The organism is Petropleomorpha daqingensis (assembly GCF_013408985.1).
Classification (GTDB): Bacteria; Actinomycetota; Actinomycetes; order Mycobacteriales; family Geodermatophilaceae; genus Petropleomorpha; species Petropleomorpha daqingensis.
Genome location: NZ_JACBZT010000001.1, coordinates 402,792 through 426,292, shown reverse-complemented (window position 1 = coordinate 426,292; position 23,501 = coordinate 402,792). Strand labels below are relative to the sequence as shown.

Genomic DNA, 23,501 nt, shown 5'->3' with positions numbered 1-23,501 from the left:
TTGCGGCGCGGAACCGTTCCGGAGTGGCATTCTCCGCCCCGTGATCCGCGGGGTTCGTGCTGTCGTCGCGCTGCTGGCCGTCGTCCTCACCGCCGCGGGCTGCGGGTTCGTCGACGCGATGGCCCACCCGGAGGAGCAGACGACGCAGCCGTCGAGCGCCGCGCCCGTCACTGCCGCCCCGACGACCGCTCCTCCCGGGCCGGTGACGATCGTCTCGACCGACCTCACCGGCGGTGGCCCCGGTGGCCTGCACCTGGACGTCACCGTCGACCCGGTGCGGACCGGCCTGGTCCCGCCGTTCCCCGAGTTCAGCGACGGCTGCCCGGTCAGCGGGCCGTCGCTGCAGTACGTGGCGGTGAACTTCTCGCTCAGCGGGAACCCCGGGGACTACTGGGGGCTGGCCGCGCACCTCACTGTGACGCCGGGCGCGGCCACGCCGGGCGACATCGGCGACGTCGGCGTCTTCTTCGGGCCCAGCCCCGGGCACGACGTCTACTGCACCGACTACCCGCCGCTGCCGACCTCGGACAGGTTCTGGGAGCAGGGCATGCAGCACGTGGTCACCGGCTACGTCGTCCTCGACCAGGCCGTCACCGCGGCCACGCCGCAGGGCCGGGCCGAGGTGTTCCCGACCCTGCAGGCGCGCATCGACCACCTGCGGGTCAAGGACGGTCAGACCCTCGTCGAGCGGGAGCTGCACGTGACCGCCGTCCGGACCGGCACGCAGTGCCCGGACGACCCCGACGCCTTCTGCCTCCCCCTCTAGGTGGTTTCGCGCGCCTAACCACGTGCTTTATCGCGATAAAGCACGCGCGCTTTATCGCGATAAAGCGCGGATGGGGCGGCCGGGGAGCGCCCCGGGCACGATCTCGCCGTCGCGCACGACCGGGGTGCCGCCGACGAGCACGTGCCGGAAGCCGCTGGACGGCGCGACCGCGGTGTAGGTGGCCCGGTCGGTGACCGTCGCGGGATCGAAGACGACGAGGTCGGCGTCGGCGCCCACCTGCACCCTGCCCTTGCGCCGCATCGCCGGGACGGCGCCCTCCAGGATCTGCGCCGGCAGCAGCGACGAGCGGCGCAGCGCCTCGGTCAGCGTCAGCACCCCGCGCTCGCGGACCAGCCAGCGCAGCGTGCGCGCGTACGAGCCGGCCGAGCGGGGATGGGTGAACAGGTCCGGCGGGATCGGCCAGACGTCGCCCGCCGGCGCGCCGCCCGGACCGACCAGCGGCATCGCGTCGGTCGCGATCGCGGTGTCGGGCAGCAGGAACGAGCGCTCCAGGACGGCGAGGTCGGCGTCGTCGTCCTCGTCGAAGAAGTGCACGACCGCCAGGCCGCCGGGGTCGGTGGCCCGCAGCTCGGCGAGCCGGTCGGCGTCGGCCACCCGCTCACCGGTGCCCAGGTAGGTCAGCGACGACGGCGTGAGCCCCATGCGGTACAGCACCTCGGGGGCGAGGAACGACGCCCCGATCACCGTGGACCCCGCGCCGTAGGGGTACGCCTCGGTCGACACCGTCACCCCGGTGCGCCGGGCCCGCTCGATCGCCGCGGCGACCTCGTCGATCATCCGGGACGACGTGCTGTTCACGTGGCACATGTGCATGTGCGCGCCGGTGCCGGCCGCCGCCGCGATGACCTCCAGCGCGCCCTCCAGCGAGGTGCCCGGCTCCTCGGTGGAGATGAAGCGGGTGTGCGTGAACGTGGGCACCCCGAGCCGGGCAGCCAGCGCGGCCAGCCGGAAGTACTCGGCCCGGCCGCTGTCCGGCGCGTAGCCGACCAGCACGCCGATGCCCAGCGCGCCGTCGCCGACCGCCTCCTCCAGCAGGCCGAGGATCCGCGACACGTCGCCCGACGACGCCGGTCCGCGCCAGTTCGGCAGGTGCTGGTTCGCGCTGAACATGTCCAGCCCGCCGCCGGTCTCCAGGGGGACGCCGTCGAGCACGTGCATGCGCGCGTCGGTCCACGACGCCGAGTAGCCGAAGTTGACCGGCCGCCCCTCGGCCTCGGCCCGCGCGTAGGCGACGGCCACGGGCAGCGCGCCGCCCTCGAGCTCCAGGGCGGTGGTGACGCCGTCGAGCGCCTGCAGCCGCAGACCGGGGATCGACTGCGCGTGGCTGTGCAGGTCGACGAAGCCCGGGGCGAGCACCTGGCCCGAGACGTCCCAGGTCTCCCGCGCGGGCGGCGCGGCCGGCGCGACCGCGGTGATCGTGCCGCCGGTGATGCCGACCGCGCGGACCTCGTCCAGACCGGTCTCCGGGTCGATCACCCGGGCGCCGGTCAGGACGAGGTCGCAGACGTCCGCCGAGGGCATCAGGCCTTCCGCGGGTTGGCGCGGGCGCCGTAGTGCAGGTACTCGCTGCCGTCGGGCAGCGTGTAGAACACCGCGGCCATCCAGGTCTCGATGCCCTCGGGCCGGGTGGCGAACAGGCCCTGCTCCACCGGGTGCAGCTCCATCTCCTCCACCGTCGCGCCGGTCGACTCGGCGATCGGGCCGGTCGGGATGACCCGCATGACCAGGCCGCCGTCGCGCTCGAACACCTCGGTGGTGATCGAGCTGCGCTCGTAGGTGCCCACGTAGCGGGAGATGTCCACCTCCGGCGCCTGCGCCGGCGGCTCGAGCTGCTCGGAGATCTGCACCCCGGCGAGCTCGGCGAAGATCTCGCCGTACAGCTCGCCGTACAGGTCGCGCGGGTGCCCGCCGTTGGTCAGCAGCGCCACCGCCAGGTTCTCCGCGGGCAGCACGCGCAGGAAGGCGTTCTGCCCGATCGTCGTCCCGTCGTGGCCGTAGAGCCGGGCGCCGTGCCAGTCGAACCGGATCCAGCCCAGCCCCCACGAGTCGCCGAGGGAGTACTTGTCCGGCAGGTCGGTCTGCAGCGACTGCATGTCGGCGACGGCCGACTCCGACAACAGGGCCGTGCCGTCCGGGCCGCGGCCGTCGCGCAGGTGCAGCGTCGCGAAGGCGGTGACGTCGCGGGCGGTCGCGTTGATCAGACCGGCGGGGCCGAGCGAGCGGGGGAGCAGGAAGGTGGTCGTCGGCGTCGGGTCGTCCTCCGGGTGCGGCGCGATGTGCCCGATGGCGACGCGGTGCAGGATCGCCTCCTCCGGCAGCGTCGAGGTGTGCGTCAGGCCCAGCGGCTCGATGATCCGCTCGCGCAGGACGGCGTCCCAGGTCTGGCCGGTGACCACCTCGATCACCCGGCCGGCCAGCGAGAAGCCGGAGTTGCAGTAGGAGAAGGTGGCACCCAGCGGGTGGTTCTGCGGGGCGTCGACCAGCGCGGCGACGTACTTCTCGAGGACGTCGTCCCCCCGGCCGGTGTCGGTGAAGACGTCGCCGTCGATGCCGCTGGTGTGGGTCAGCAGGTGCCGCATCGTCACCTGCTTGGCGACGTCGGCGTCGACGAGCTGCAGGTCCGGCAGCACCTCGGCGATCGGCGCGTCCAGGGACAGCTTCCCCTCGTCGACGAGCTGCATCACCAGCGTCGCCGTCCAGACCTTGGTGATCGACCCGATCTGGAAGACGGAGTCGGTCGTGACCTCGACGCCGGTGTTCTTGCTGAGCACGCCGGTGGCCGCCTCGACCAGCTCGTCGTCCCCGCCTGGACCCGAGCCCAGCCGCAGGATCGCCAGCGTCGCGCCGGGCACGCCGTGCTTGGCGGCCAGCTCGTCCAGGCGCTGCTGCCAGTGGGCCCGGTCGAGCTGAGGGCGTGCGGATGTCTGGGTCACGTGCTGCTCCGTCCAGTCGAGGATGCGCCGGCTGTAGTCCGCCCGGTGGGAGGGGCGGCCGTCGAGGATGAACAGGTGCGAGCCGCCCGGGTAGAGCACGAGCTCGGTCGGCACGCCGCGGGAGCGCAGCGCGGCGAACCACATCTCCGCCTGGCCGGCCGGGCAGCGCTCGTCGGCGCCGCCGTGCAGCACCAGGGTGGGCGTGCGGACCTCGGTCACGCGGGTCCACGGGTTGATCGCGGCGAGCGCCTCGCGCTCGGTGAACGGGTCGGGCCACTCCAGGCCGCCGAGCAGGCCGCCGAGGTCGGAGGTGCCCCACATGCTGGTCAGGTCGGCGACGACGCCGCCGGCGATGGCCGCGGCGAACCGGTCGGTGCGGCCGGTCAGCCAGCAGGTCGTGTAGCCGCCGTACGAGTAGCCGGTCAGCGCCAGCCGGTCGGGGTCGGCGATGCCCTCGGCGACGAGCTCGTCGACCGGGTCGAGGAAGTCGCGCTCGTCGGCGACGCCCCAGTTGCCGACCGCGGCGGTGAAGAAGTCACGGCCGTAGCCGTCGCTGCCGCGCACGTTGAGCACCAGCACCGACCAGCCGCGGGCGGCCAGCGCCTGGTGGTAGGGGTGCGCGGCGTCGGCCGCCGGCGACCACGCGTTGTGCGGCCCGCCGTGCACGTCGAGCAGCAGCGGGCCGGGGGTCGGCGCGGCCGGGTCGCGCAGCAGCCAGCCGTGCACCTCGGTCCCGTCGGCGATCCGGAAGGTGCGTGGTTCGGGCCGGGCGAGGTCGACGTCGGGCAGGCTCGTCGCGGTGTGCCGGGTCAGCCGGGTGGGCTCCCCGCCGGAGAGCGGGACGACGGCGACCTCGCCGTAGGTCCCACGATCGGCGAGCACCACCGCCGCGAGACCGGCAGCCACCGACAGGCCCGAGACGACGACGTCGTCGCCGGCGACCAGCGGCCGGGGCGGCTGCGAGCCGTCGACCGGGCCGAGGACGACGTGCGAGCAGCCGCGGTCGCGGACGCAGAACACGACCGAGCCGCCGTCCGGGGTCAGCTGCGGCAGCCCGCCGGGGTAGCCGGGCCCGCCGGGCATGACGTTGCGGTCGAGGGGCGCGGCGAGGTCGTGCACCGCCGACCCGTCGAGCGGGACCCGCAGCAGCTCGGTGTGGCCGACCTCGACGGCGCGCTGACCGGCGACCAGGAGCGCGGTGCCGTCGGCGGTCCAGAGCAGCGGCCCGGCGACGCCGTCGGCCGGCCCGACCCGGTCGGGCTGTCCGCCAGCGGCGTCGACCACGTGCACCGCCGAGCGCCCGGTGAGGTCGGCGTCGGCGTCGAGGCCCGCGGCGAAGGCCAGCCGGGCGCCGTCGGGGGACCAGGCGGGCGGACCGGCGTGCCAGTCGCCGTCGGTCAGCTGCCGCACCTCGCCACTGGCGAGGTCGAGCACGTGGACGTGCGAGCGGACGGTGCCCAGCAGGCCCGCGCCGTCGGCCTTGTACCCGAGCCGGCTGGTGACCACGGGCGCGTGCTCGGCCGGCGCCCCCAGGTGGACCGGTGAGGTGAAGGCGATCCGGTCGCCGGCGGGGCTCCACACCGGGGCGCCGGCGCCCAGCGGCAGCTCGGTCACCCGCTCCGCTTCACCCCCACCGAGCGGCAGCAGGTGCAGCTGCGCCGGGCCGTCGCCGCCGCGCAGGAAGGCGATCCGGTCGCCGCGCGGTGAGAAGGCGGGGGAGCTGTCGGCCCTGCCGCGGGTCAGGCGGAACGGCTCGCCCCAGCCCTCCCCGTCGGCGCGCACCGACCAGAGGGAGCGGAGGTCGGCGTCGGCCGCGGTGTCGGTGGTGCGCAGCACGTAGACGACCTGGCGGCCGTCGGGGGACAGTGCCGGCTCCCCGGGCAGCTGCAGGTCGGCGAGGTCGTCGATCGCCAGAGGGCGGCCCATGACCGGAGCCTGCCCCCCGCCCGGCGCGGGTGGTTCGTCCGGCCGGACGAACGGTGCGCCCCCGCCCTGGTCGCTCCCACCAACACCGACGGTCGCGCCGCCCCTAGCGTCGCTGCGCATGACGAAGCTGGACGAGGTCGGCAGCTGGCTCACCGAGCGGCTGCCCGGGCTGATCGCCGAGCACGACGTGCCCGCCGCCGCGGTGGCCGTGTGCGCGGGTGGGGACGTCGTCGAGGCCGCCGCCGGCGTGCTGAGCAGGGCGACCGGCGTCGAGGCGACGACCGACTCGGTCTTCCAGATCGGGTCGATCACCAAGGTCTGGACCGCCACGCTGGTGCTGCAGCTGGCCGACGAGGGGCTCGTGGACCTCGACGCCCCCGTGCGCAAGTACCTGCCTGACCTGCGGCTGGCCGACGAGGACGCCGCTGCCGCCCTCACCGTCCGGCAGCTGCTCAGCCACACGGCCGGCTTCGAGGGCGACATCTTCACCGACACCGGGCGCGGCGACGACGCGCTCGAGAAGTACGTCGCGACCCTCGGCGACGTGCAGCAGCTGTTCCCCCCTGGCGAGCTGTTCTCCTACAACAACGCCGGCTACTGCGTGCTCGGCCGGCTGGTCGAGGTGCTGCGCGAGCGGCCCTACGACGACTGCCTCCGGGAGCACCTGTTCGGCCCGCTCGGCCTGGCGACCGCCTCGCCGAGCCCGTACGAGGCGATCCTGCACCGGGTCGCCGTCGGGCACCTGCAGCCCGACCCCGACGCCGGCCAGGTGCCGGCGCCGGTCTGGGCGATGGCCCGTTCGAACGCGCCGGCCGGCTCGATGCTGGCCATGTCCGCCCACGACCTGCTCGCCTTCGCGCGGCTGCACCTCGACGGCGGCCGAGCCCCCGACGGCACGCAGGTCCTCGCCTCCGGCAGCGTCGCGGCGATGCAGCAGCGGCAGGTCCGGCTCCCCGACCTGCGCATCCTCGGCGACGCCTGGGGCCTGGGCTGGGAGCTGTACGAGGGACTGGGGACCGCCGTCGTCGGGCACGGCGGCAACACCATCGGCCAGGCCTCCTTCCTGTACGTGCTGCCCGAGAAGGGCGTGGCCGTCGTCCTGCTGACCAACGGCGGCAACCCGTACGGGCTCTCGGACGCGGTGATCGGCCACGCCCTGCGCGAGCTGGCCGGCGTCGAGCTGCGGCCGATGCCGGCTCCCCCCGCCGACCCGGTGCCGGTGGACGCGACCCCGTTCGAGGGCACCTACACCAGCCGGGTCGCCGAGGTGACGATCAGCAGGGACGACGACGGCCGCGTCTTCGCCGAGCTGCGCCCCAAGGACCTCGCCGCCGAGCTCGGCGAGACGGCGCAGCGCACCGAGCTCGTGGGCCTGAGCGAGACCACGCTCATCGCCGTCGAGGGGCAGCAGGGCCTGCACATCCCGTACGCCTTCGTCGGCGACGACGGCGCGGGGCACGCGCGGTACCTCCACATCGGCCGCGCCATGCCGCGGAGCTCCGACTGACCGGTCCGCTCGTCCGCACGGACGAGAAGCACACTCCCGGCTCGTCCGGCCGGACGAACACCCCCGCTACCGGAGCAGGCAGCCTTCTGCCCATCCGCCGCTCTCCAGGAGAGGACACACCATGAGGCTCGTCCGGACCGTCGCCGGCGCCTGCGTCGTCGGGACCGTGCTCACCGCGTGCGGCGGAGGGGGAGGCAACAGCGGAGGGAGCAGCGGTGAGGTCGTCGACGGCGGCGACTTCTCGATGGCGCTGAGCTCCGACCCCGGCAGCCTCGACCCGCAGCTGTCGGCCGCCAGCAACCTGTTCCAGCTCAGCCACTTCGCCTACGACTCGCTGGTCTCCCTGAACGGCAAGGGCGAGGTCGTGTCGGAGCTGGCCGAGGACTGGAAGGTCGACGGCACCACCGTCACGCTGACGATCAACGACGGCGTCACCTGCGCCGACGGCTCCCCGTTCACCGCGAAGGACGCCGCGGCCAACCTCACCTGGATCGCCGACCCGAACAACCAGAGCCCGTTCCTGGGTGTGTTCGTCCCGGCCGGCGTGCAGGCCACCGCGACCGACGACACGACGCTGACGCTGACCCTCGCCGGACCGGCGCCGTTCGTGCTCAACGGCCTGGCCGGCGTGCCGATGGTGTGCGCGTCGGGCCTGGCCGACCGATCGACCCTGGCGAAGGAGACGGCCGGCACCGGCCCCTACGAGCTCACCGAGGCCGTCCCCAGCGACCACTACACGTACACCAAGCGGGACGGCTACACCTGGGGACCGGACGGCGCGAGCACCAGCACGAAGGGCCTGCCGGACACGATCACGGTCAAGATCATCCAGAACGAGACGACGGCGGCGAACCTGCTGCTGTCCGGTGAGCTCAACTACTCCTCCATCGTCGGCCCGGACGCCGAGCGCCTGGACAAGGCGGGGCTGTTCAAGGCGACCCAGACCGCGGTGCTCGGCGAGCAGTGGTTCAACCAGGCCGACGGCCGGCCCACCGCGGACCCGGCGGTGCGCACGGCGCTCGTCCAGGCGGTCGACCTCGACCAGCTGGCCAAGGTGATCACGTCGAACCGCGGCGGTCCGGGCACCCAGTTCGCCGCCACGTCGCCCTCGGCCTGCCAGGGCAACTCGGTCAAGGACGCCCTGCCGGGCCACGACCTCGACGCCGCCAAGAAGGCGCTCGACGACGCCGGCTGGAAGGCCGGCTCCGACGGGATCCGGGCCAAGGACGGCACGCCCCTGGCGCTGACCTTCGTCTACGACACGGGCCTCGGCACCGGCGGCTCGGCCGCCGCCGAGCTGGTCAACAAGGCCTGGAAGGACCTGGGCGTCGACGTCACCACCAAGCCGCAGGACGAGACGGCCGTGGTCCAGACGGTGTTCAGCACCGGCGACTGGGACATCAGCTGGGTGCCGGTCAACATCTCCAGCCCCGACCAGATCGTGCCGTTCCTCTCCGGGCCGGCCGTGCCCGACGGCAACAACTTCGCGCACATCTCCAACGCCGACTACGACGCCGGGATCGCGCAGGCGATGACCAAGAACGGCGCCGAGGGCTGCGACGACTGGCTGAAGGCCGAGTCGGCCATCGTCCGGGACGCCGACGCGTTCCCGTTCGCCAACCAGGAGGCCACGTTCTTCGGCAAGAACGCCACCTTCGAGGTCAACGACGTCCTGCAGCCGACGAGCATCCGGATGACGGCGGGCTGACCATCGGCCTGAGCATCGAACGGACGACGACGGCGGAGGGGGACGCGTGACGACGGCGACCGCGACGCGCGCGGCGTGGCTGGACGACCCGTGGGTGCGCTTCGGGCTGCGCCGCGGCGGGCGGCTGCTGGTCTCGCTGTGGGTGCTCATCACCGCGGCGTTCCTGATGATCCACCTCATCCCGGGGGACCCCGTCCGGGCGGCGCTGGGGCCCACCGCCCCGGCAGCGCTGGTCGCTGCCCGGCGGGAGTCCCTCGGCCTGAACGACCCGCTGCTGGTCCAGTACCTGCACTACCTGCGCGGGGTGTTCACCGGGGACCTCGGGACGTCGATGAAGTCGCAGCTCCCGGTGTCGGAGGTGATCGGCCAGCGGCTCCCGGCCACCCTGGAGCTCGCCGTCCTGTCCTTCGCGGTGGCGCTGCTGCTGGCGATCCCGATCGGCGCGGCCATGGGCGTGCTCACCCGGGGCGGCCGGCGGCGCGGTGCCGAGCTGACGTTCTCCTCGACCAGCGTCGTCCTCGGCGCGATCCCGGAGTTCCTGCTCGGCGTCGCGTTCGTGTGGCTGTTCGCCGTCCAGCTCGGCTGGTTCCCGGTGGCCGGGCGCAGCGGGCCGTCGTCCTACGTGCTGCCGGTGCTCGCCCTGGCGATCGGGCCGGCGGCGGCGCTGGCCCGCATCATGCGGGTGGAGATGCTGACGGTGCTGCAGGCCGACCACGTGCGGACCGCGCGCGCCAAGCGGCTGCCGGCCGCGCGGGTCTACCTGCGCCACGCCCTGCCCGGCGCGCTGACCGCGGCGATCACCCTCGGCGGGCTGCTGCTGTCCGCGCTGGTGGCCGGCACGGTCCTGGTCGAGAACGTGTTCGCCTGGCCCGGGCTCGGCGGCACGATCGTCTCGTCGATCCTCGACAAGGACTACCCGGTGGTGCAGGGCATCGTGCTGGTCTACGGCGCCGGCGTGCTCGTCGTGAACCTGCTGGTCGACGTGACCCTCGCGCTGCTCGACCCCCGATCCGTCATCAGGGAGAGCTGATGAGCGCCTCGACAGTCGGGGACCCGCTCGTCCAGGTCGCCGCTCCGCCCCGCCGGTCCGGGGCCCGGGCCCGCTGGGGCGCGGTGCTGCGCACCCCGGTCGGCGCCGGTGCCGGGCTGCTGCTCGCCGCGGTGCTGCTGCTCGCCGTCCTCGCGCCGATCCTGTGGTCGGACGAGGCGAACGCGATCGACACCGACAACGCCCTCCAGGGCGCCTCGGCCGAGCACTGGGTGGGCACCGACAGCCTGGGCCGGGACATCTTCTACCGGGTGCTCGTGGCCACCCGCCTGTCGGTGGAGCTCGCCCTGGCGGCCACGGCGATCACCGTGGTGATCGGCCTGGTCCTCGGGACTGCGCCGCTGCTGATGGGCCGCCGCGGGGGCCGGCTGGTGACCGCCGGGGTGAACATCGCCGTCGCGTTCCCGGGGCTGCTGCTGGCCCTGTTCTTCGCGGTCATCTTCGGCGTCGGCATGACCGGCGCGATGCTGGCCATCGGCTTCGCCGGCGCACCGGCGTTCGGGCGGCTCACCCAGACGCTCACCGCCGGTGTCGCCCAGCGCGACTACGTCGCCGCCGCCCGCATCGCGGGGCTGGGCCGGTTCCGGATCCTGCTGCGGCACGTGCTGCCCAACGTCGCCGAACCGCTCGTGGTCAACGCGACGATCGGCGCCGGCGGCGCCCTGCTCGCCTTCGCCGGGCTGTCGTTCCTCGGCCTGGGCGTGCAGTCGCCGGACTACGACTGGGGCCGGCTGCTCATGGAGGGGCTGTCGGGCATCTACATCCACCCCGAGGCGGCGCTGGCGCCCGGGGTCGCGATCGTGATCGCCGGCCTGGCGTTCAACCTCTTCGGCGAGGCCGTGGCCAAGGGCATCGGCCTGACCGCGAGCCTGGGCCGGGTGCCGCTCGGCCGGCGGGGCCGGATCGCCGACCAGGCGCCTGCAACCGACCTCTCGCCCGAGGCCGGGAGCGACGACGCCGTCCTCGACGTGCAGGACCTCACGGTCACCTTCCCGGGCCCGGACGGGCCGGTGCGGCCGGTGCGCGGCGTGACGTTCACGATCCGCCGGGGCGAGGCCGTGGGCGTCGTCGGCGAGTCCGGGTCGGGCAAGTCGCTGACCGCGCTGGCGGTCGGGCGGCTGATCGAGGAGCCGGGCCGGGTGAGCGCCGGCCGGCTGGAGTTCCTCGGCACCGACCTGCTCACCGGGTCCGAGCGGGCGCACCGGCAGCTGCTCGGCACGTCGTTCGCCATGGTGTTCCAGGACCCGATGACCTCGTTCAACCCGACCCGCCGGATCGGCCGGCAGCTGGCCGAGGTCGCCCAGGAGCACCAGGGGATGACCCGGTCGGAGGCGCTGGCCCGCGCGGTCGACCGGCTGCGCGCCGTCCGGGTCCCGGCGGCCGACCGGCGGGCGCGGCAGTACCCGCACGAGTTCTCCGGCGGCATGCGGCAGCGCGCGATGATCGGCATGGGCCTCATGGGCTCACCCGCCCTGATCGTGGCCGACGAGCCGACGACCGCCCTGGACGTCACGGTGCAGCGCCAGGTGCTCGACCTGCTCGAGGCGATCCGCCGCGAGGACGACGTCGCGCTGCTGCTCATCAGCCACGACGTCGCCGTCGTCCGCGAGGTCTGCGACCGGGTGCTGGTCATGTACGCGGGGCGGATCGTCGAGGACCTGCCGACCGGCGAGCTCGCCCGCGCCCGGCACCCCTACACCCGGGCGCTGCTGGCCACCGTGCCGGACATGTCGGTCGACCTGTCCCGCCCGCTGCCGGTCATCCCCGGCCGGCCGGTCGACCCCGCCGCGCAGCCGGTCGGCTGCGCCTACGCACCGCGCTGCCCGCTCGCCTCGGCCCGCTGCCTGGAGGAGGACCCCGACCTGGCCGTCGACGCCACCGGCCGGCGGGTCGCCTGCTGGCACGCCGGGGAGATCGCGGCCGACGAACCAGGCCGGGTCGCGCTGGGGACGCCGGCATGAGCGAGCTGCGCTTCGAGGGCGTGAGCGTCCGCTACGGCACCGCCCGCACCGGCCTGACCGCGGTCGAGGGCGTGGACCTGACCGTCCCCGACGGCGCCGTCGTCGGGCTGGTGGGGGAGTCCGGGTCGGGCAAGTCGACCCTGGCGAAGGCGGCCGTCGGGCTCGCGCCGGTCAGCGGCGGCCGGATCCTGCTGGACGGCCGGCCGCTGCCGGCATCGGGACCGCGGCCGGTGCAGATGGTCTTCCAGGACCCGTACTCCTCGCTGGACCCGCGGATGACGATCGGCGACAGCATCGCCGAGGCCGTGCCCCGCGGGACCCGGCGGGCACAGCGGCGGGCGGAGGTCGCCCGCCTGCTGGAGCTGGTCGAGCTCGACCCGGCGCGGGCGGACTCCTACCCGTCGCAGCTGTCCGGCGGGCAGCGGCAGCGGGTCGCCGTGGCCCGGGCGCTGGCCGCGCGCCCCGAGGTGGTCATCGCCGACGAGATCACCTCCGCCCTCGACGTCTCCATCCAGGGCACCGTGCTCAACCTGGTCCGGCGGCTGCAGCGCGAGCTCGGCACCTCGATGCTGTTCATCTCGCACAACCTGGCCGTCGTCCGGTACGTCGCCAGCGAGATCGCCGTCATGTACCTCGGCCGGATCGTCGAGCACGGCCCGGCCGACCAGGTGCTCGGGGACCCGCAGCACCCCTACACACGAGACCTGCTCGCGGCGCTGCCGGACACCCCCCGCCCGACCGTCACCGACCCGGCCCTGGCCGTCGTCGCCGCCGCCGAGCCCGCCGACCCGCACGCGCCACCACCGGGCTGCCGGTACCACCCGCGCTGCCCGATCGGTCCGCTCGTGAACCCCGACCGCGGGATCTGCCTGACCGCCGAGCCCACCACCGACCACCGGCACGCGGCCGCCTGCCACTTCGCGCCGCCGGCCGCGCCGCCGCTGCCCGACCCGGTCCGGTCCACGCAGGAGGTGAGCTGACGTGCTCGAGCGCATGACCGCTGCCCTGCCGCAGATGCTCGCCGACCTCGAGGAGCTGGTCCGCTGCGAGTCGCCGTCCCGCGACCTCGCGGCGGTCGCGGGCAGCGCCGACGTCGTCGCCCGGATCGGCACCGTCTCCCTCGGCGCCGAACCCGAGCGGATCGTCCTGGACGGGCGCACCCACCTGCGCTGGCGGCTCGGCACCGGACCGGCCCGGGTGCTCGTCCTCGGCCACCACGACACCGTCTGGCCGCTGGGCTCGTTCGAGCCGGTCTGGTCGCTGGCCGACGGCGTGGTCCGCGGCCCCGGCTGCTTCGACATGAAGGCCGGCCTGGTGCTCGCCTTCACCGCCCTCGCCGCGCTGCCCGACCGCGAGGGCGTCACGGTGCTGGTCACCGGGGACGAGGAGCTCGGCTCGCCCAGCTCCCGGGAGCTCATCGAGAAGGAGGCGCTCGGCTGCGCCGCCGCGCTCGTGCTCGAGGCCTCCGCCGCCGGCGGGGCGCTGAAGACCGCCCGCAAGGGGGTCTCGCTGTACGAGGTGGCGGTCACCGGGCGGGCGGCGCACGCCGGTCTCGAGCCCGAGCGCGGCGTCAACGCCGGCGTCGAGCTGGCCCACCAGGTGCTCGCGATCGCCCAGCTCGGGGACCCCGCCCGCGGGACGACGGTGACGCCGACGCTGTCCGCGGCGGGGACGGCGAGCAACACCGTGCCGGCCCGCGCGACCGTGGCCGTCGACGTCCGCGTGCCCGACGAGGCCGAGCAGGACCGGGTGGACGCCGCGATGCGGGCACTGCGCCCGGTGCTGCCCGGCGCGCAGGTGACGGTGACCGGTGGGCCGAACCGCCCGCCCCTGGCACCCGACGCCTCCGCCGCGCTCTTCGACCGCGCCGCCGCCCTCGCCCGGGACCTAGGGCTGCCCCCGCTGGAGGGCACCGCGGTCGGCGGGGGGTCCGACGGCAACCTCACCGCGGGCGTCGGCGTCCCGACCCTCGACGGCCTCGGCGCGGTCGGCGGTGGCGCGCACGCCGACGACGAGCACGTGCTGGTCGACAGGCTCCCCGGCCGGGCGGCGCTGGTGGCCGCGCTCGTCGCCGACCTCCTCGCCGAGGCGGGTCCGTCCGCGGGTACGAACTGCGCCCCCGACTTCGGGAGGGGACGACCATGACCTCCGACGACGCGCTGCCGACGATGGGATCCGTGACCGACCGGAACCCGACCCGGCTCCGGGACGACGTCGACGCGGCGGAGGCCGCGGCCCGGGCGGCCGCTCTCGCTGCGGGTGTGACGATCCGCGAGCTGACCGAGCTGCCCGACCTCGAGGCGGTGTCCCGCCTGTTCGAGGGCATCTGGGGCCGCGACGCGCACCCGCCCATGACCACCGAGCTGCTGCGCGCGCTGGCCAAGGCCGGCAACTACGTCGTCGGCGCGTTCGACGGCGGCACCCTGGTCGGCGCGTGCGCCGGCTTCTTCTCCGCCCCGGCCCAGGGGACTCTGCACAGCCACATCGCCGGCGTCTCCTCGCAGGTGCGCGGCCGTTCGGTCGGCTTCGCCGTCAAGGTCCACCAGCGGGCCTGGGCGCTGCACCGCGACGTGCCGCTCATCGGCTGGACCTTCGACCCGCTGGTCCGCCGCAACGCCTGGTTCAACCTCGGCAAGCTGGCCGCCGCGCCGGTGGAGTACCTGCCGAACTTCTACGGCGGGATGCACGACGGCATCAACGGCGACGACGACAGCGACCGCCTGCTCGTGCACTGGGATCTCCGGAGCGCGTCGGTCGCCGAGGCCTGCCGGGGTCGCGTGCCCCGGGTGGACGCCGCGGCCGAGCTGGCCGCCGGCGCGGTGGTCGCGCTCGGTGCCACCCCGCTGGGGACGCCGCAGCCCGGCTCGCTCGACGGCGCGGTGTCGCTGGTCGCCGTCCCCCCGGACATCGAGGGGCTGCGGACGGCCGACCCGGGCCTGGCCAAGGAGTGGCGGGTCGCGGTGCGCGAGGCGCTGGTCCCGCTGCTCGCGAGCGGGGCGTCGATCACCGGGTTCGATCGATCGGGCTGGTTCGTGGTGCAGCGTCAGGAGGGGATCGCGTGAACCTGACCGGGGTCGAGCTGCGGCGGGTCGCGCTGCCGCTGGTGGCGCCGTTCCGGACGTCGTTCGGCACGCAGACGCGCCGCGACGTGCTGCTGCTGCGGGTGGTCACCGACGGTGCCGAGGGCTGGGGGGAGTGCGTCGCCATGGCCGACCCCCTGTACTCCGAGGAGTACGTGGACGGCGCGGTCGACGTCCTGCGGCGGTTCCTCGTCCCGCGGCTGGCCGCGGCCGGGTCGTTCGCCGCGACCGACGTCGCGCCTCTGCTCTCGGGCTTCCACGGGCACCGCATGGCCAAGGCGGCCCTGGAGCTGGCCGTGCTCGACGCCGAGCTGCGCGCGGAGGGCCGGCCGCTGGCCCGCGAGCTGGGCGCCGTCCGCGACCGGGTGCCCTGCGGCGTCTCGGTCGGGATCATGGCGTCGGTCCCCGAGCTGCTCGACGCGGTCGGCGGCTACCTCGACGCGGGCTACGTCCGGATCAAGCTGAAGATCGAGCCCGGGTGGGACGTCGAGCCGGTGCGCGCCGTGCGCGAGCGGTTCGGCGACGACGTGCTGCTGCAGGTCGACGCGAACACCGCCTACACGCTCGCCGACGCCCGCCACCTGGCCCGGCTCGACCCCTTCGACCTGCTGCTGATCGAGCAGCCGCTGCCCGAGGACGACGTCCTGGGGCACGCCGCGCTCGCGAAGCAGATCCGCACGCCGGTGTGCCTGGACGAGTCGATCACCTCGGCCCGCGGCGCGGCGGCGGCGATCACCCTCGGCGCGTGCAGCGTGGTCAACATCAAGCCCGGGCGGGTCGGCGGCTACCTGGAGGCCCGGCGCATCCACGACCTCTGCGTCGCCCACGGGGTGCCGGTGTGGTGCGGGGGCATGCTCGAGACCGGGATCGGCCGGGCGGCCAACGTCGCCCTCGCCGCGCTGCCCGGCTTCGTGCTGCCCGGCGACACCTCGGCGTCGGACCGCTACTACCGCACGGACGTCACCGAGCCGTTCGTCCTCGACGAGGGGCACCTGGCGGTGCCGACCGGGCCCGGGATCGGCGTCACGCCCCGGGACGACGAGCTGGCCGCGGTGACGACGTGGAGCGAGTGGCTGCCGCTGTGACCCTGTCGGGCGACTGTCCGCGCGGCGGGAGCGAACTACGCTGACGCTCCTGGTCGGTCGGACGGAGGGCGCGGTGAGCGGGCCACGGCACACCGGCCTCCGGCGCGTGCTCGACGACCTGGGGGCCACGCTCCTGGAGCTGCTGCACGGCGATCCCGACGCGGCGCCCGAGATCGGCGGCATCGCGATCCACGACCCGCTCGACGAGCCCGCGCTCCCGCCGCACGCGCTGGTGCTGGGCGTGGGGATCGGCGAACCGGCGCAGACGGTGGCGCTGCTGGGGCAGCTCGGCCGGCGCGGGGCCGTCGGGCTGGTGGTGCGCGCGCCGGTCGTCGCGACGACCGAGGTGCTCGCCGCCGCGGACGACGCCGGGGTGGCGCTGCTCGGCCTGACCCGCGGCGCGACCTGGTCGCAGCTGGCCGCGATGCTGCGCGCCGTGCTCGCCGAGGGCGACGTCGTCGCCGGGGAGAGCGAGTCGCTGGGCGGGCTGCCGTCCGGCGACCTGTTCGCGCTGGCCAACGCCGTCGCGGCGCTGCTGGACGCGCCGATCACCATCGAGGACCGCAGCAACCGCGTGCTCGCCTTCTCCGGCCGCCAGGACGAGACCGACCGGGGGCGGGAGGAGACCGTGCTCGGGCTGCAGGTGCCCGAGCGGTACTCGCGGATCCTCACCGAGCGCGGGGTCTTCCGGGAGCTCTACCGCAGCGACCGGCCGGTGATCGTCGACCCGGTGCCGGCGGCCGACGGGTCCGGGAGGACGCTGCCGCGCGCGGCCATCGCCGTCCGGGCCGGCGACGAGGTGCTGGGCAGCATCTGGGCGGTGCTGCACGAACCGCTGTCGGCCGAGCGGGCCGACGCCCTGTGCGAGAGCGCCAAGCTCGTCGCGCTGCACCTCATGCGCGTGCGGGCCGGCTCCGACGTGCAGCGCCGGGTGCGCGCGGACCTGGTGAGCACGGCGCTCGAAGGAGGAGCCGGCGCGCGCGAGGCGCTCACCCGGCTGGCGCTGGCCGACCAGCCGGTCGTGGTGCTCGCGCTCGCCGTCGCCGACGCCCCGGCGGGGGAGGAGGCGACCGACGCCGCGGCGGTCAGCGTCCGGCAGCGGCTCGCCGACGCGTTCGCGCTGCACCTGTCCGCCGTCCACCCGCGCTCGGCGGCGGCGCTGGTCGGGCACGCCGCCTACGGACTGGTGCCGGTGTCGGGGGACGACGGCGAGGACCGGGCGGCCCGGATCGCGGCGGACTTCCTCGACCGGGTGGGCGACCGGGTGCCGGCCTCCATCGGCATCGGCCCGGTCAGCCGGGACGTCGGCGGGGTGGCCGCGGCCCGGCTCGCGGCCGACCGGGCGCTGCGCGTGCTGCGCGAGCGGCGGTCGGCGGCGCGGGTGGCGCGGCTGCCGGAGGTCTACGTCGAGGCGCTGATGCTGGAGCTGCGGGACCTGGTCGCCGTCCGCGGGGACACCCCGGCCGGGCCGGTCGCGCGGCTGCTGGAGTACGACGCGGCGCACGGCAGCCGGCTGGTGGAGACCCTGCGCGCCTGGCTCGACGCCTTCGGCGACGTGAACGCCGCCGCGGCGGGGCTGTTCGTGCACCCCAACACGTTCCGCTACCGGCTGCGGCGGCTGGCCGAGGTCGGCGGCCTGGACCTCGACGACCCGGAGGCCCGCTTCGCCGCCCAGGTCCAGCTCCGCCTGCTCTAGCTGTGGTTTCGCGTGCTTGACCGCGCGCGGTTAAGCACGCGAAACCGGGTCAGGCGGCGGTGGGTTCGACGCCGAGGTAGCGGCGCTGGGCGTCCTCGTCGGCGAGCAGCGCGGACGAGGACGTCTCCAGGGCGACCTCGCCGTGCACCATGACCAGCAGCCGGTCGGCGACCGCGGTGGCCATGCCGAGGTTCTGCTCGACGATCAGCAGCGTCAGCCCCTCGGCGACCAGCGTCCGGCAGGTCTCGGTGAGCTGTTCGACGATCGCCGGGGCGAGGCCCTCCGACGGCTCGTCCATGACCAGCAGCTTCGGGTTGGTCAGCAGCGCCCGGCCGATCGCCAGCATCTGCTGCTCGCCGCCGGAGAGCGCCGCCGCCCCGACCTTGCGCCGCTCGGCCAGCCGGGGGTAGAGGTCGTAGACGGCGTCGATCGTCCACTGCCCGCGGGTGGCGAGCTTGCGGCTGAGCATGCGCAGGTGCTCGTCGGTGCTCAGCGAGGAGAAGATCCGCCGGCCCTGCGGCACGTAGGCGATGCCGCGGCGGCAGATGTCGTACGACGGCTTGCCGAGGATCTCCTCGCCGTCCAGCCGGATCGAGCCGCGGGCTCGGGGCGGGGTGATGCCCATGATCGCCTTGCACAGCGTCGACTTGCCCATGCCGTTGCGGCCGACGATCCCGGTCGTGCGCTGCCCGATCGAGGCGGAGAGGCCGTGCAGCACGTGCGCGCTGCCGTAGTAGGCGTCCAGGCCGGAGATCTCCAGCACCTGCTCAGACATGTGCCCGTCCCAGGTAGAGGTCGTGGACGCGCTGGTCGGCCCGGATCTCGGCCGGCGTGCCGTCGACGATCACGACGCCGTCGTGCATCATCGTCACCCGCTCGGCCACGGTCAGGGCCACGTCCATGTCGTGTTCGATCAGCAGCAGCGTCACGTCGCGGTCGAGCGAGAGCAGCAGCTGGGTGAGCAGCTGCCGCTCCGCGCGGGACAAGCCCGCCGCCGGCTCGTCGAGCAGCAGCAGCCGCGGCTCGGCGATCAGCGCGAGGCCGATCTCCAGCTGCCGCTGCTCGCCGTGCGAGAGGTCGCCGGCCAGGGTGTCCAGCCGGTCGGTCATCCCGACGCTGGCCGCCGTCGTCCGGGCGCGCTCCCGGGCCGCGGCGTCGCGGCCGGTGCGCACCAGCCGGAACCGGCCGCCGTCCACCCCGATCGCGGCGAGGTAGAGGTTGTCGGCCACGGTCAGCCCGGTGAGCAGCCGCGAGGTCTGGAACGTCCGCGACAGCCCCATCCGGGTGCGCCGGCGCGCGCCGAGGTGGGTGACGTCGCGGCCGAAGACCTCGATGCTGCCCGAGGTCGGGTGGTCGGCCCCGGCGATGAGGTTGAACAGCGTGGACTTGCCGGCCCCGTTGGGGCCGAGCACCGCGCGCCGCTCGCCGGGCGCGATGTCGAGGTCCACGTCGCTCACCGCGACCACGCCGCCGAAGCGCCGGGTCAGGCCGCGGACGGTCAGGACGGGGTCCATCTAGATCGCTCCGTTCGACGAGACGGGCACCGGGGGAGCGGGGGCGGCAGCCGGGATCGCGGGCGCCGGCGAGCCGGGCAGGTGCCGGCGCACCCACCCGCCGACCCAGCTCAGGACGCCGACGACGCCGCCGGGGGAGACCAGCACGATGACGAGGAAGACGACGCCGAGCCACGTGGTGAACCGGTCGGTGAAGCCGCGCAGGTAGGTGTCGCACAGCGTGTAGAGCAGCGCGCCGACCCAGGCGCCCTCGAGCCGGTTGAGCCCGCCGATGACCGCGGCGGTGAGCACGAGGATCGCGATCGCCAGCGAGATCGAGCCCGCGGAGATGCGCGTGTTGGACCACGCCGAGAGCACACCCGCGGCCCCGGCGACCGGTGCGGCCAGCGTGAACCCGAGGGTGCGGTGCAGCCGGACGTTGTAGCCGAGCGCGGCCATCCGCACCGGGTCGTCGCGCACGCCGGCCAGGGCCAGCCCGAACGCCGTCCGCGAGACGTACCGCAGCCCGGCGTACACCAGCACCGACACGGCGAGCAGGAAGTAGTACATCCGCGTGGGGTCGGACACCGGGTCGCCGAGGATCTCCGGCGGGCGGACCCCGTTGATGCCCTCGTGCGCGCCGAACGTCGGCACCGCGGCGAAGTAGAAGTAGGTCACCTGGGCGAACGCCAGCGTGATGATCAGGAAGTAGATGCCCTGGCTGCCGCTGGCCAGCGCGCCGAAGACCAGGCCGACGACGGTGGCGGTGAGGATGCCGACCAGCGCCGCGGCCCACGGGTTCCAGCCGGCGTCGACCGACAGCTTCGCGGCGATCATCCCGGCGACGCCGAACAGCGCCGTCTGGGCCAGCGAGACCATGCCGCCCTGCCCGGACAGGAAGGTGAGGCTGACCGCCACGATGCCCAGCCACAGCGAGGTCAGCCCGACCTGGCTGGTGAAGAACGTGGTGAACAGGAGGGGGACCAGGGCGACGACGAGCAGCACGACCGCGAGCGCGCCGCGGGTGCCGTAGGTCCAGGCGCGGGTCATCGGATCTTCCCGAACAGGCCGGTCGGCCGCACCGCGAGGATCACGGCGAGCAGCACGAAGGTGAGCAGGGCGGAGAGGTTGGAGTACTCGGGCGGCAGGTAGGCGCTGGAGTACTGGTCGACCAGGCCGAGCAGCAGGGCGCCCAGCGCGGCGCCGCCCAGGCTGCCCATGCCGCCGACGATGACGACGACGAGCGCGCTGACCAGGAACGACTGGTCCTGCCCGGGCGCCAGCGACAGCGAGGTCCCGGCGAAGACGCCGCCGAGGCCGGCCAGCGCCGAGCCGACGAAGAACGCGATCGCGAACACCTTCTGCACGTTCACGCCGAGCGCCGAGGTCATCTGGGTGTCGTCGACCCCGGCGCGGACCACCATGCCGACCCGCGTGCGCTTGTAGACCAGCCAGAACACCAGCCCGACGACCAGCGCCGCGGCCAGCATCGTGAGCCGGAACGTCGGGTAGGCGAGGTCGTAGACGCCGAGCGGCAGCGGCTGGGCGAGGAACTCCGGCGGCGCGATCGCGGTCGGGGTCGCGCCGAACCACGCCTGCATCTGGTCGGCCAGGATCAGCGAGACCGCGATGGTGATCAGCGCCTGGCGCAGGTCCTGGCCCTGGTTCCAGCGCAGGAACAGCTGGTGCATGACCAGCCCGACGACGCCGGCGCCCACCATCGCGACGAGGGCGGCGAGCCACCAGTTGACCCCGGCGTCCTGCACCAGGGTCAGCGCGAGGTAGCCGCCGAGCAGGAACAGCGCGCCGTGGGCGAGGTTGGTCACCCGCAGCAGGCCGAAGATGAGGGTCAGCCCGCTCGCGCTGATGAAGTACAGCCCGGCGAGGGTCAGCCCGTTGAGCGTGATGAGGATGAACGTCGGGACGTTGCCCTCACTGCCGAAGCCCTTCTCGAAGGCCTGCCACAGCACGCCGAGCAGGCCCGCCGCCCCGATGAGGACGGCGACCGCCGGCGCCACCGGCACCCGGAGACGGGGGACGGAGCGGCGGGCCGCTGCAGTCTGTGAAGCCATCCAACGCACCCGAGCCCTTCGCGCCCTTGCGGGGGAACCGATAATCGATTAGGGATACGACCATATGACCCAGGACACGTCAAGGAGCGCCATGGGTACCCGGACCGTCGTCCTGGTCGGCACGCTCGACACCAAGGGCGAGGAGTACGCGTTCCTGCGGGACCGCCTGGCCGCATCGGGCGTCGAGACCCTGCTCGTCGACGTCGGCACGCAGGGTCCGCCCCGCACCGAGCCGGACGTGTCGCGCGAGGAGGTGGCCGCGGCCGGCGGGGTCGACCTGGCCGCGCTGACCGACCGCGGCGCCGCCGTCGCGGCGATGTGCCAGGCCGCGCCCGTCGTCGTCCGGCGGCTGTTCGACGAGGGCCGCTGCCAGGGCGTGCTGGCCGCGGGTGGCTCGGGCGGCACCGCGATCGCCACCGCGGCGATGCGCGTGCTGCCCATCGGCGTCCCCAAGCTCGTGGTCTCGACCATGGCGGCGGGCGACACCAGCGGGTACGTCGACGTCAGCGACGTCGCGCTCATGCCCGCCGTCACCGACGTCTCCGGGCTCAACTCGATCTCGGCCGGCGTGCTGGCCCGGGCCGCGGCCGCGATGGCGGGCATGGTCACCATGACGCCGGTCGACCTGGGGGAGGCCCGGCCGGTGGTCGCGGCGACGATGTTCGGCGTCACCACCCCGGCGGTCACCGCGGCGCGGGCCGAGCTGGAGCGGCGCGGCTACGAGGTGCTCGTCTTCCACGCCACCGGCACCGGTGGCCGGACCATGGAGAGCCTGGTCGAGGCCGGGCTGGTCGACGGCGTCCTCGACCTGACGACGACGGAGCTCGCCGACGACCTGGTCGGCGGCGTGCTGTCGGCCGGACCGCACCGGCTGGAGGCCGCCGGCCGGCGCGGCGTGCCGCAGGTCGTCTCGCTCGGCGCGCTGGACATGGTCAACTTCGGCCCCCGGGACTCCGTGCCGCCGGAGTTCGCCGGCCGGAACCTCTACGTGCACAACCCGAGCGTCACGCTCATGCGGACCACTCCCGACGAGTGCGTGGAACTGGGCCGCCGCCTGGGTGCGAAGCTGTCGGCGGCCACCGGGCCGGTCGCGCTGTTCGTGCCGCTGCGCGGCATCTCGGCGATCGCCGGCGACGGTGGCCCGTTCTCCGACCCCGAGGCCGACGCCGCCCTCCTGGCCGGGCTGCGCGCGACGCTCGCGCCGTCGGTCGAGGTGCACGAGGTCGACGCGCACATCAACGACGAGGCCTTCGCCGTCGCGACGGCGGCACGGCTGGACGAATTCCTCAGCGGAAAGGACCACCAGTGAACGGCGACGAGGCGCGGCAGCGGTTGCGGAAGACGCTGGCGGACGGCGGCGCGATCGTCGGCGCCGGGGCGGGCACGGGCCTGTCGGCCAAGTGCGCGGAGGCCGGCGGCGCGGACCTGATCATCATCTACAACTCCGGCCGCTACCGGATGGCCGGCCGCGGCTCGCTCGCCGGGCTCATGCCCTACGGCGACGCCAACGCGATCGTGCTGGAGATGGCCGCCGAGGTGCTGCCCGTCGTCCGCGAGACGCCGGTGCTGGCCGGGGTCTGCGGCACCGACCCCTTCCGGCTGATGGACCGCTTCCTGCGCCAGATCGAGGACGCCGGGTTCGCCGGCGTGCAGAACTTCCCGACCGTCGGGCTCATCGACGGCGTCTTCCGGGCCAACCTCGAGGAGACCGGGATGAGCTACGCGCAGGAGGTGGAGATGATCGGCCTGGCGCACGAGCGCGGGCTGCTCACCACCCCCTACGTGTTCGACGGCGAGTCGGCCGAGGCGATGACCCGGGCGGGCGCCGACGTCCTGGTCCCGCACATGGGGCTGACCACCAAGGGCAGCATCGGCGCGCAGACGTCGAAGACCCTCGACGACTGCGTGACGCTGATCCAGGAGATGCGCGACGCGGCGGTCGCGATCAACCCCGACGTGATCGTGCTCTGCCACGGCGGGCCGATCGCCGAACCCGACGACGCCCAGTACGTGCTCTCGCGCACCACGGGCGTGAACGGCTTCTTCGGCGCCTCGAGCATGGAGCGGCTGCCGACGGAGATCGCGCTGACCGAGAACATGCGCCGGTTCAAGGCCGTCCGGGCGGGTTCTTGACGACTCCGTCGTCCCGGTCGTAGCTTTCTCATCGATTATCGAAGAAGTGCTCGGTCGGGTGGTGTCGCACTC

General features: G+C 74.4%; 18 protein-coding genes. 12 read left to right on the top strand and 6 right to left on the bottom strand.

Annotated elements, in window-relative coordinates; translation table 11 throughout:
• Positions 1–40 precede the first annotated feature (40 nt).
• Positions 41–766 (top strand): hypothetical protein, encoded by a 726-nt coding sequence (locus GGQ55_RS02085; RefSeq protein ID WP_179714897.1) that lies wholly within the window; start codon positions 41–43, stop codon positions 764–766.
• Positions 767–817: 51 nt separating this feature from the next.
• On the opposite strand, the gene GGQ55_RS02080 is transcribed toward GGQ55_RS02085, so the two are convergent.
• Both GGQ55_RS02080 and GGQ55_RS02075 read right to left on the bottom strand, forming a co-directional pair.
• Complete coding sequence (locus tag GGQ55_RS02080; protein ID WP_179714896.1) at positions 818–2,308, bottom strand: amidohydrolase family protein; 1,491 nt, start codon at positions 2,306–2,308, stop codon at positions 818–820.
• Entirely contained in the window at positions 2,308–5,646 is a 3,339-nt protein-coding gene (locus GGQ55_RS02075; protein WP_179714895.1) for a serine hydrolase, read from the bottom strand. Before GGQ55_RS02075 ends, GGQ55_RS02080 begins: the two co-directional genes overlap by 1 nt.
• 118 nt (positions 5,647–5,764) lie before the next feature.
• On the opposite strand from GGQ55_RS02075, the gene GGQ55_RS02070 reads away from it, so the two are divergent.
• From GGQ55_RS02070 to GGQ55_RS28165, 9 genes are all read left to right on the top strand, one after another.
• Entirely contained in the window at positions 5,765–7,153 is a 1,389-nt protein-coding gene (locus GGQ55_RS02070; RefSeq protein WP_179714894.1) for a serine hydrolase domain-containing protein, read from the top strand.
• 121 nt (positions 7,154–7,274) lie between these two features.
• The gene (locus tag GGQ55_RS02065) at positions 7,275–8,861 is read left to right on the top strand and encodes an ABC transporter substrate-binding protein (protein ID WP_179714893.1); all 1,587 of its coding nucleotides are present in this window, start codon (positions 7,275–7,277) and stop codon (positions 8,859–8,861) included.
• A 46-nt stretch (positions 8,862–8,907) separates the two neighbouring features.
• Positions 8,908–9,891: an ABC transporter permease gene (locus GGQ55_RS02060; protein ID WP_218859131.1), complete on the top strand. Its 984-nt coding sequence runs from the start codon at positions 8,908–8,910 to the stop codon at positions 9,889–9,891.
• Positions 9,891–11,870 carry a dipeptide/oligopeptide/nickel ABC transporter permease/ATP-binding protein gene (locus GGQ55_RS02055; RefSeq protein ID WP_179714892.1) on the top strand — a complete coding sequence of 660 codons (1,980 nt, stop codon included), beginning with the start codon at positions 9,891–9,893 and terminating at the stop codon, positions 11,868–11,870. The genes GGQ55_RS02060 and GGQ55_RS02055 overlap by 1 nt, the downstream gene beginning before the upstream one ends.
• Positions 11,867–12,850 (top strand): ABC transporter ATP-binding protein, encoded by a 984-nt coding sequence (locus GGQ55_RS02050; RefSeq protein ID WP_179714891.1) that lies wholly within the window; start codon positions 11,867–11,869, stop codon positions 12,848–12,850. The genes GGQ55_RS02055 and GGQ55_RS02050 overlap by 4 nt, the downstream gene beginning before the upstream one ends.
• Before the next feature lies 1 nt (position 12,851).
• Complete coding sequence (locus GGQ55_RS02045) at positions 12,852–14,015, top strand: M20 family metallopeptidase (protein ID WP_366488550.1); 1,164 nt, start codon at positions 12,852–12,854, stop codon at positions 14,013–14,015.
• On the top strand, positions 14,012–14,932 hold the full coding sequence (locus GGQ55_RS02040; RefSeq protein WP_218859130.1) for a GNAT family N-acetyltransferase: 921 nt from the start codon (positions 14,012–14,014) through the stop codon (positions 14,930–14,932). The genes GGQ55_RS02045 and GGQ55_RS02040 overlap by 4 nt, the downstream gene beginning before the upstream one ends.
• Positions 14,929–16,035 carry an o-succinylbenzoate synthase gene (gene menC, locus GGQ55_RS02035; protein ID WP_179714890.1) on the top strand — a complete coding sequence of 369 codons (1,107 nt, stop codon included), beginning with the start codon at positions 14,929–14,931 and terminating at the stop codon, positions 16,033–16,035. Before GGQ55_RS02040 ends, menC begins: the two co-directional genes overlap by 4 nt.
• A gap of 73 nt (positions 16,036–16,108) precedes the next feature.
• Positions 16,109–17,731, top strand: a complete 1,623-nt coding sequence (locus tag GGQ55_RS28165) for a PucR family transcriptional regulator (protein ID WP_179714889.1) — start codon at positions 16,109–16,111, stop codon at positions 17,729–17,731.
• Between the two features lie 49 nt (positions 17,732–17,780).
• Here the strand turns inward: GGQ55_RS28165 and GGQ55_RS02025 are convergent, their stop codons facing one another.
• Genes GGQ55_RS02025 through GGQ55_RS02010 form a run of 4 tightly spaced genes read right to left on the bottom strand, consistent with a single transcriptional unit; the run spans position 17,781 to position 21,296 of the window.
• Entirely contained in the window at positions 17,781–18,506 is a 726-nt protein-coding gene (locus GGQ55_RS02025) for an ABC transporter ATP-binding protein (protein ID WP_179714888.1), read from the bottom strand.
• The gene (locus tag GGQ55_RS02020; protein WP_179714887.1) at positions 18,499–19,245 is read right to left on the bottom strand and encodes an ABC transporter ATP-binding protein; all 747 of its coding nucleotides are present in this window, start codon (positions 19,243–19,245) and stop codon (positions 18,499–18,501) included. The genes GGQ55_RS02025 and GGQ55_RS02020 overlap by 8 nt, the downstream gene beginning before the upstream one ends.
• Positions 19,246–20,274: a branched-chain amino acid ABC transporter permease gene (locus GGQ55_RS02015; RefSeq protein WP_179714886.1), complete on the bottom strand. Its 1,029-nt coding sequence runs from the start codon at positions 20,272–20,274 to the stop codon at positions 19,246–19,248.
• Positions 20,271–21,296 carry a branched-chain amino acid ABC transporter permease gene (locus tag GGQ55_RS02010; RefSeq protein WP_218859129.1) on the bottom strand — a complete coding sequence of 342 codons (1,026 nt, stop codon included), beginning with the start codon at positions 21,294–21,296 and terminating at the stop codon, positions 20,271–20,273. The genes GGQ55_RS02015 and GGQ55_RS02010 overlap by 4 nt, the downstream gene beginning before the upstream one ends.
• A gap of 91 nt (positions 21,297–21,387) precedes the next feature.
• On the opposite strand from GGQ55_RS02010, the gene GGQ55_RS02005 reads away from it, so the two are divergent.
• The gene (locus GGQ55_RS02005) at positions 21,388–22,605 is read left to right on the top strand and encodes a Tm-1-like ATP-binding domain-containing protein (protein WP_179714885.1); all 1,218 of its coding nucleotides are present in this window, start codon (positions 21,388–21,390) and stop codon (positions 22,603–22,605) included.
• On the top strand, positions 22,602–23,429 hold the full coding sequence (locus GGQ55_RS02000) for a phosphoenolpyruvate hydrolase family protein (RefSeq protein ID WP_179714884.1): 828 nt from the start codon (positions 22,602–22,604) through the stop codon (positions 23,427–23,429). Before GGQ55_RS02005 ends, GGQ55_RS02000 begins: the two co-directional genes overlap by 4 nt.
• The last annotated feature ends 72 nt before the right edge of the window (positions 23,430–23,501 follow it).

Excerpts from the sequence above, each read along its gene's own strand:
- GGQ55_RS02080 (WP_179714896.1), bottom strand. The coding sequence starts at position 2,308 with ATGCCCTCGGCGGACGTCTGCGACCTCGTCCTGACCGGCGCCCGGGTG.
- GGQ55_RS02075 (WP_179714895.1), bottom strand. The coding sequence starts at position 5,646 with ATGGGCCGCCCTCTGGCGATCGACGACCTCGCCGACCTGCAGCTGCCC.
- GGQ55_RS02070 (WP_179714894.1), top strand. The coding sequence starts at position 5,765 with ATGACGAAGCTGGACGAGGTCGGCAGCTGGCTCACCGAGCGGCTGCCC.
- GGQ55_RS02065 (WP_179714893.1), top strand. The coding sequence starts at position 7,275 with ATGAGGCTCGTCCGGACCGTCGCCGGCGCCTGCGTCGTCGGGACCGTG.
- GGQ55_RS02055 (WP_179714892.1), top strand. The coding sequence starts at position 9,891 with ATGAGCGCCTCGACAGTCGGGGACCCGCTCGTCCAGGTCGCCGCTCCG.
- GGQ55_RS02050 (WP_179714891.1), top strand. The coding sequence starts at position 11,867 with ATGAGCGAGCTGCGCTTCGAGGGCGTGAGCGTCCGCTACGGCACCGCC.
- GGQ55_RS02040 (WP_218859130.1), top strand. The coding sequence starts at position 14,012 with ATGACCTCCGACGACGCGCTGCCGACGATGGGATCCGTGACCGACCGG.
- GGQ55_RS02025 (WP_179714888.1), bottom strand. The coding sequence starts at position 18,506 with ATGTCTGAGCAGGTGCTGGAGATCTCCGGCCTGGACGCCTACTACGGC.
- GGQ55_RS02020 (WP_179714887.1), bottom strand. The coding sequence starts at position 19,245 with ATGGACCCCGTCCTGACCGTCCGCGGCCTGACCCGGCGCTTCGGCGGC.
- GGQ55_RS02015 (WP_179714886.1), bottom strand. The coding sequence starts at position 20,274 with ATGACCCGCGCCTGGACCTACGGCACCCGCGGCGCGCTCGCGGTCGTG.
- GGQ55_RS02010 (WP_218859129.1), bottom strand. The coding sequence starts at position 21,296 with ATGGCTTCACAGACTGCAGCGGCCCGCCGCTCCGTCCCCCGTCTCCGG.
- GGQ55_RS02005 (WP_179714885.1), top strand. The coding sequence starts at position 21,388 with ATGGGTACCCGGACCGTCGTCCTGGTCGGCACGCTCGACACCAAGGGC.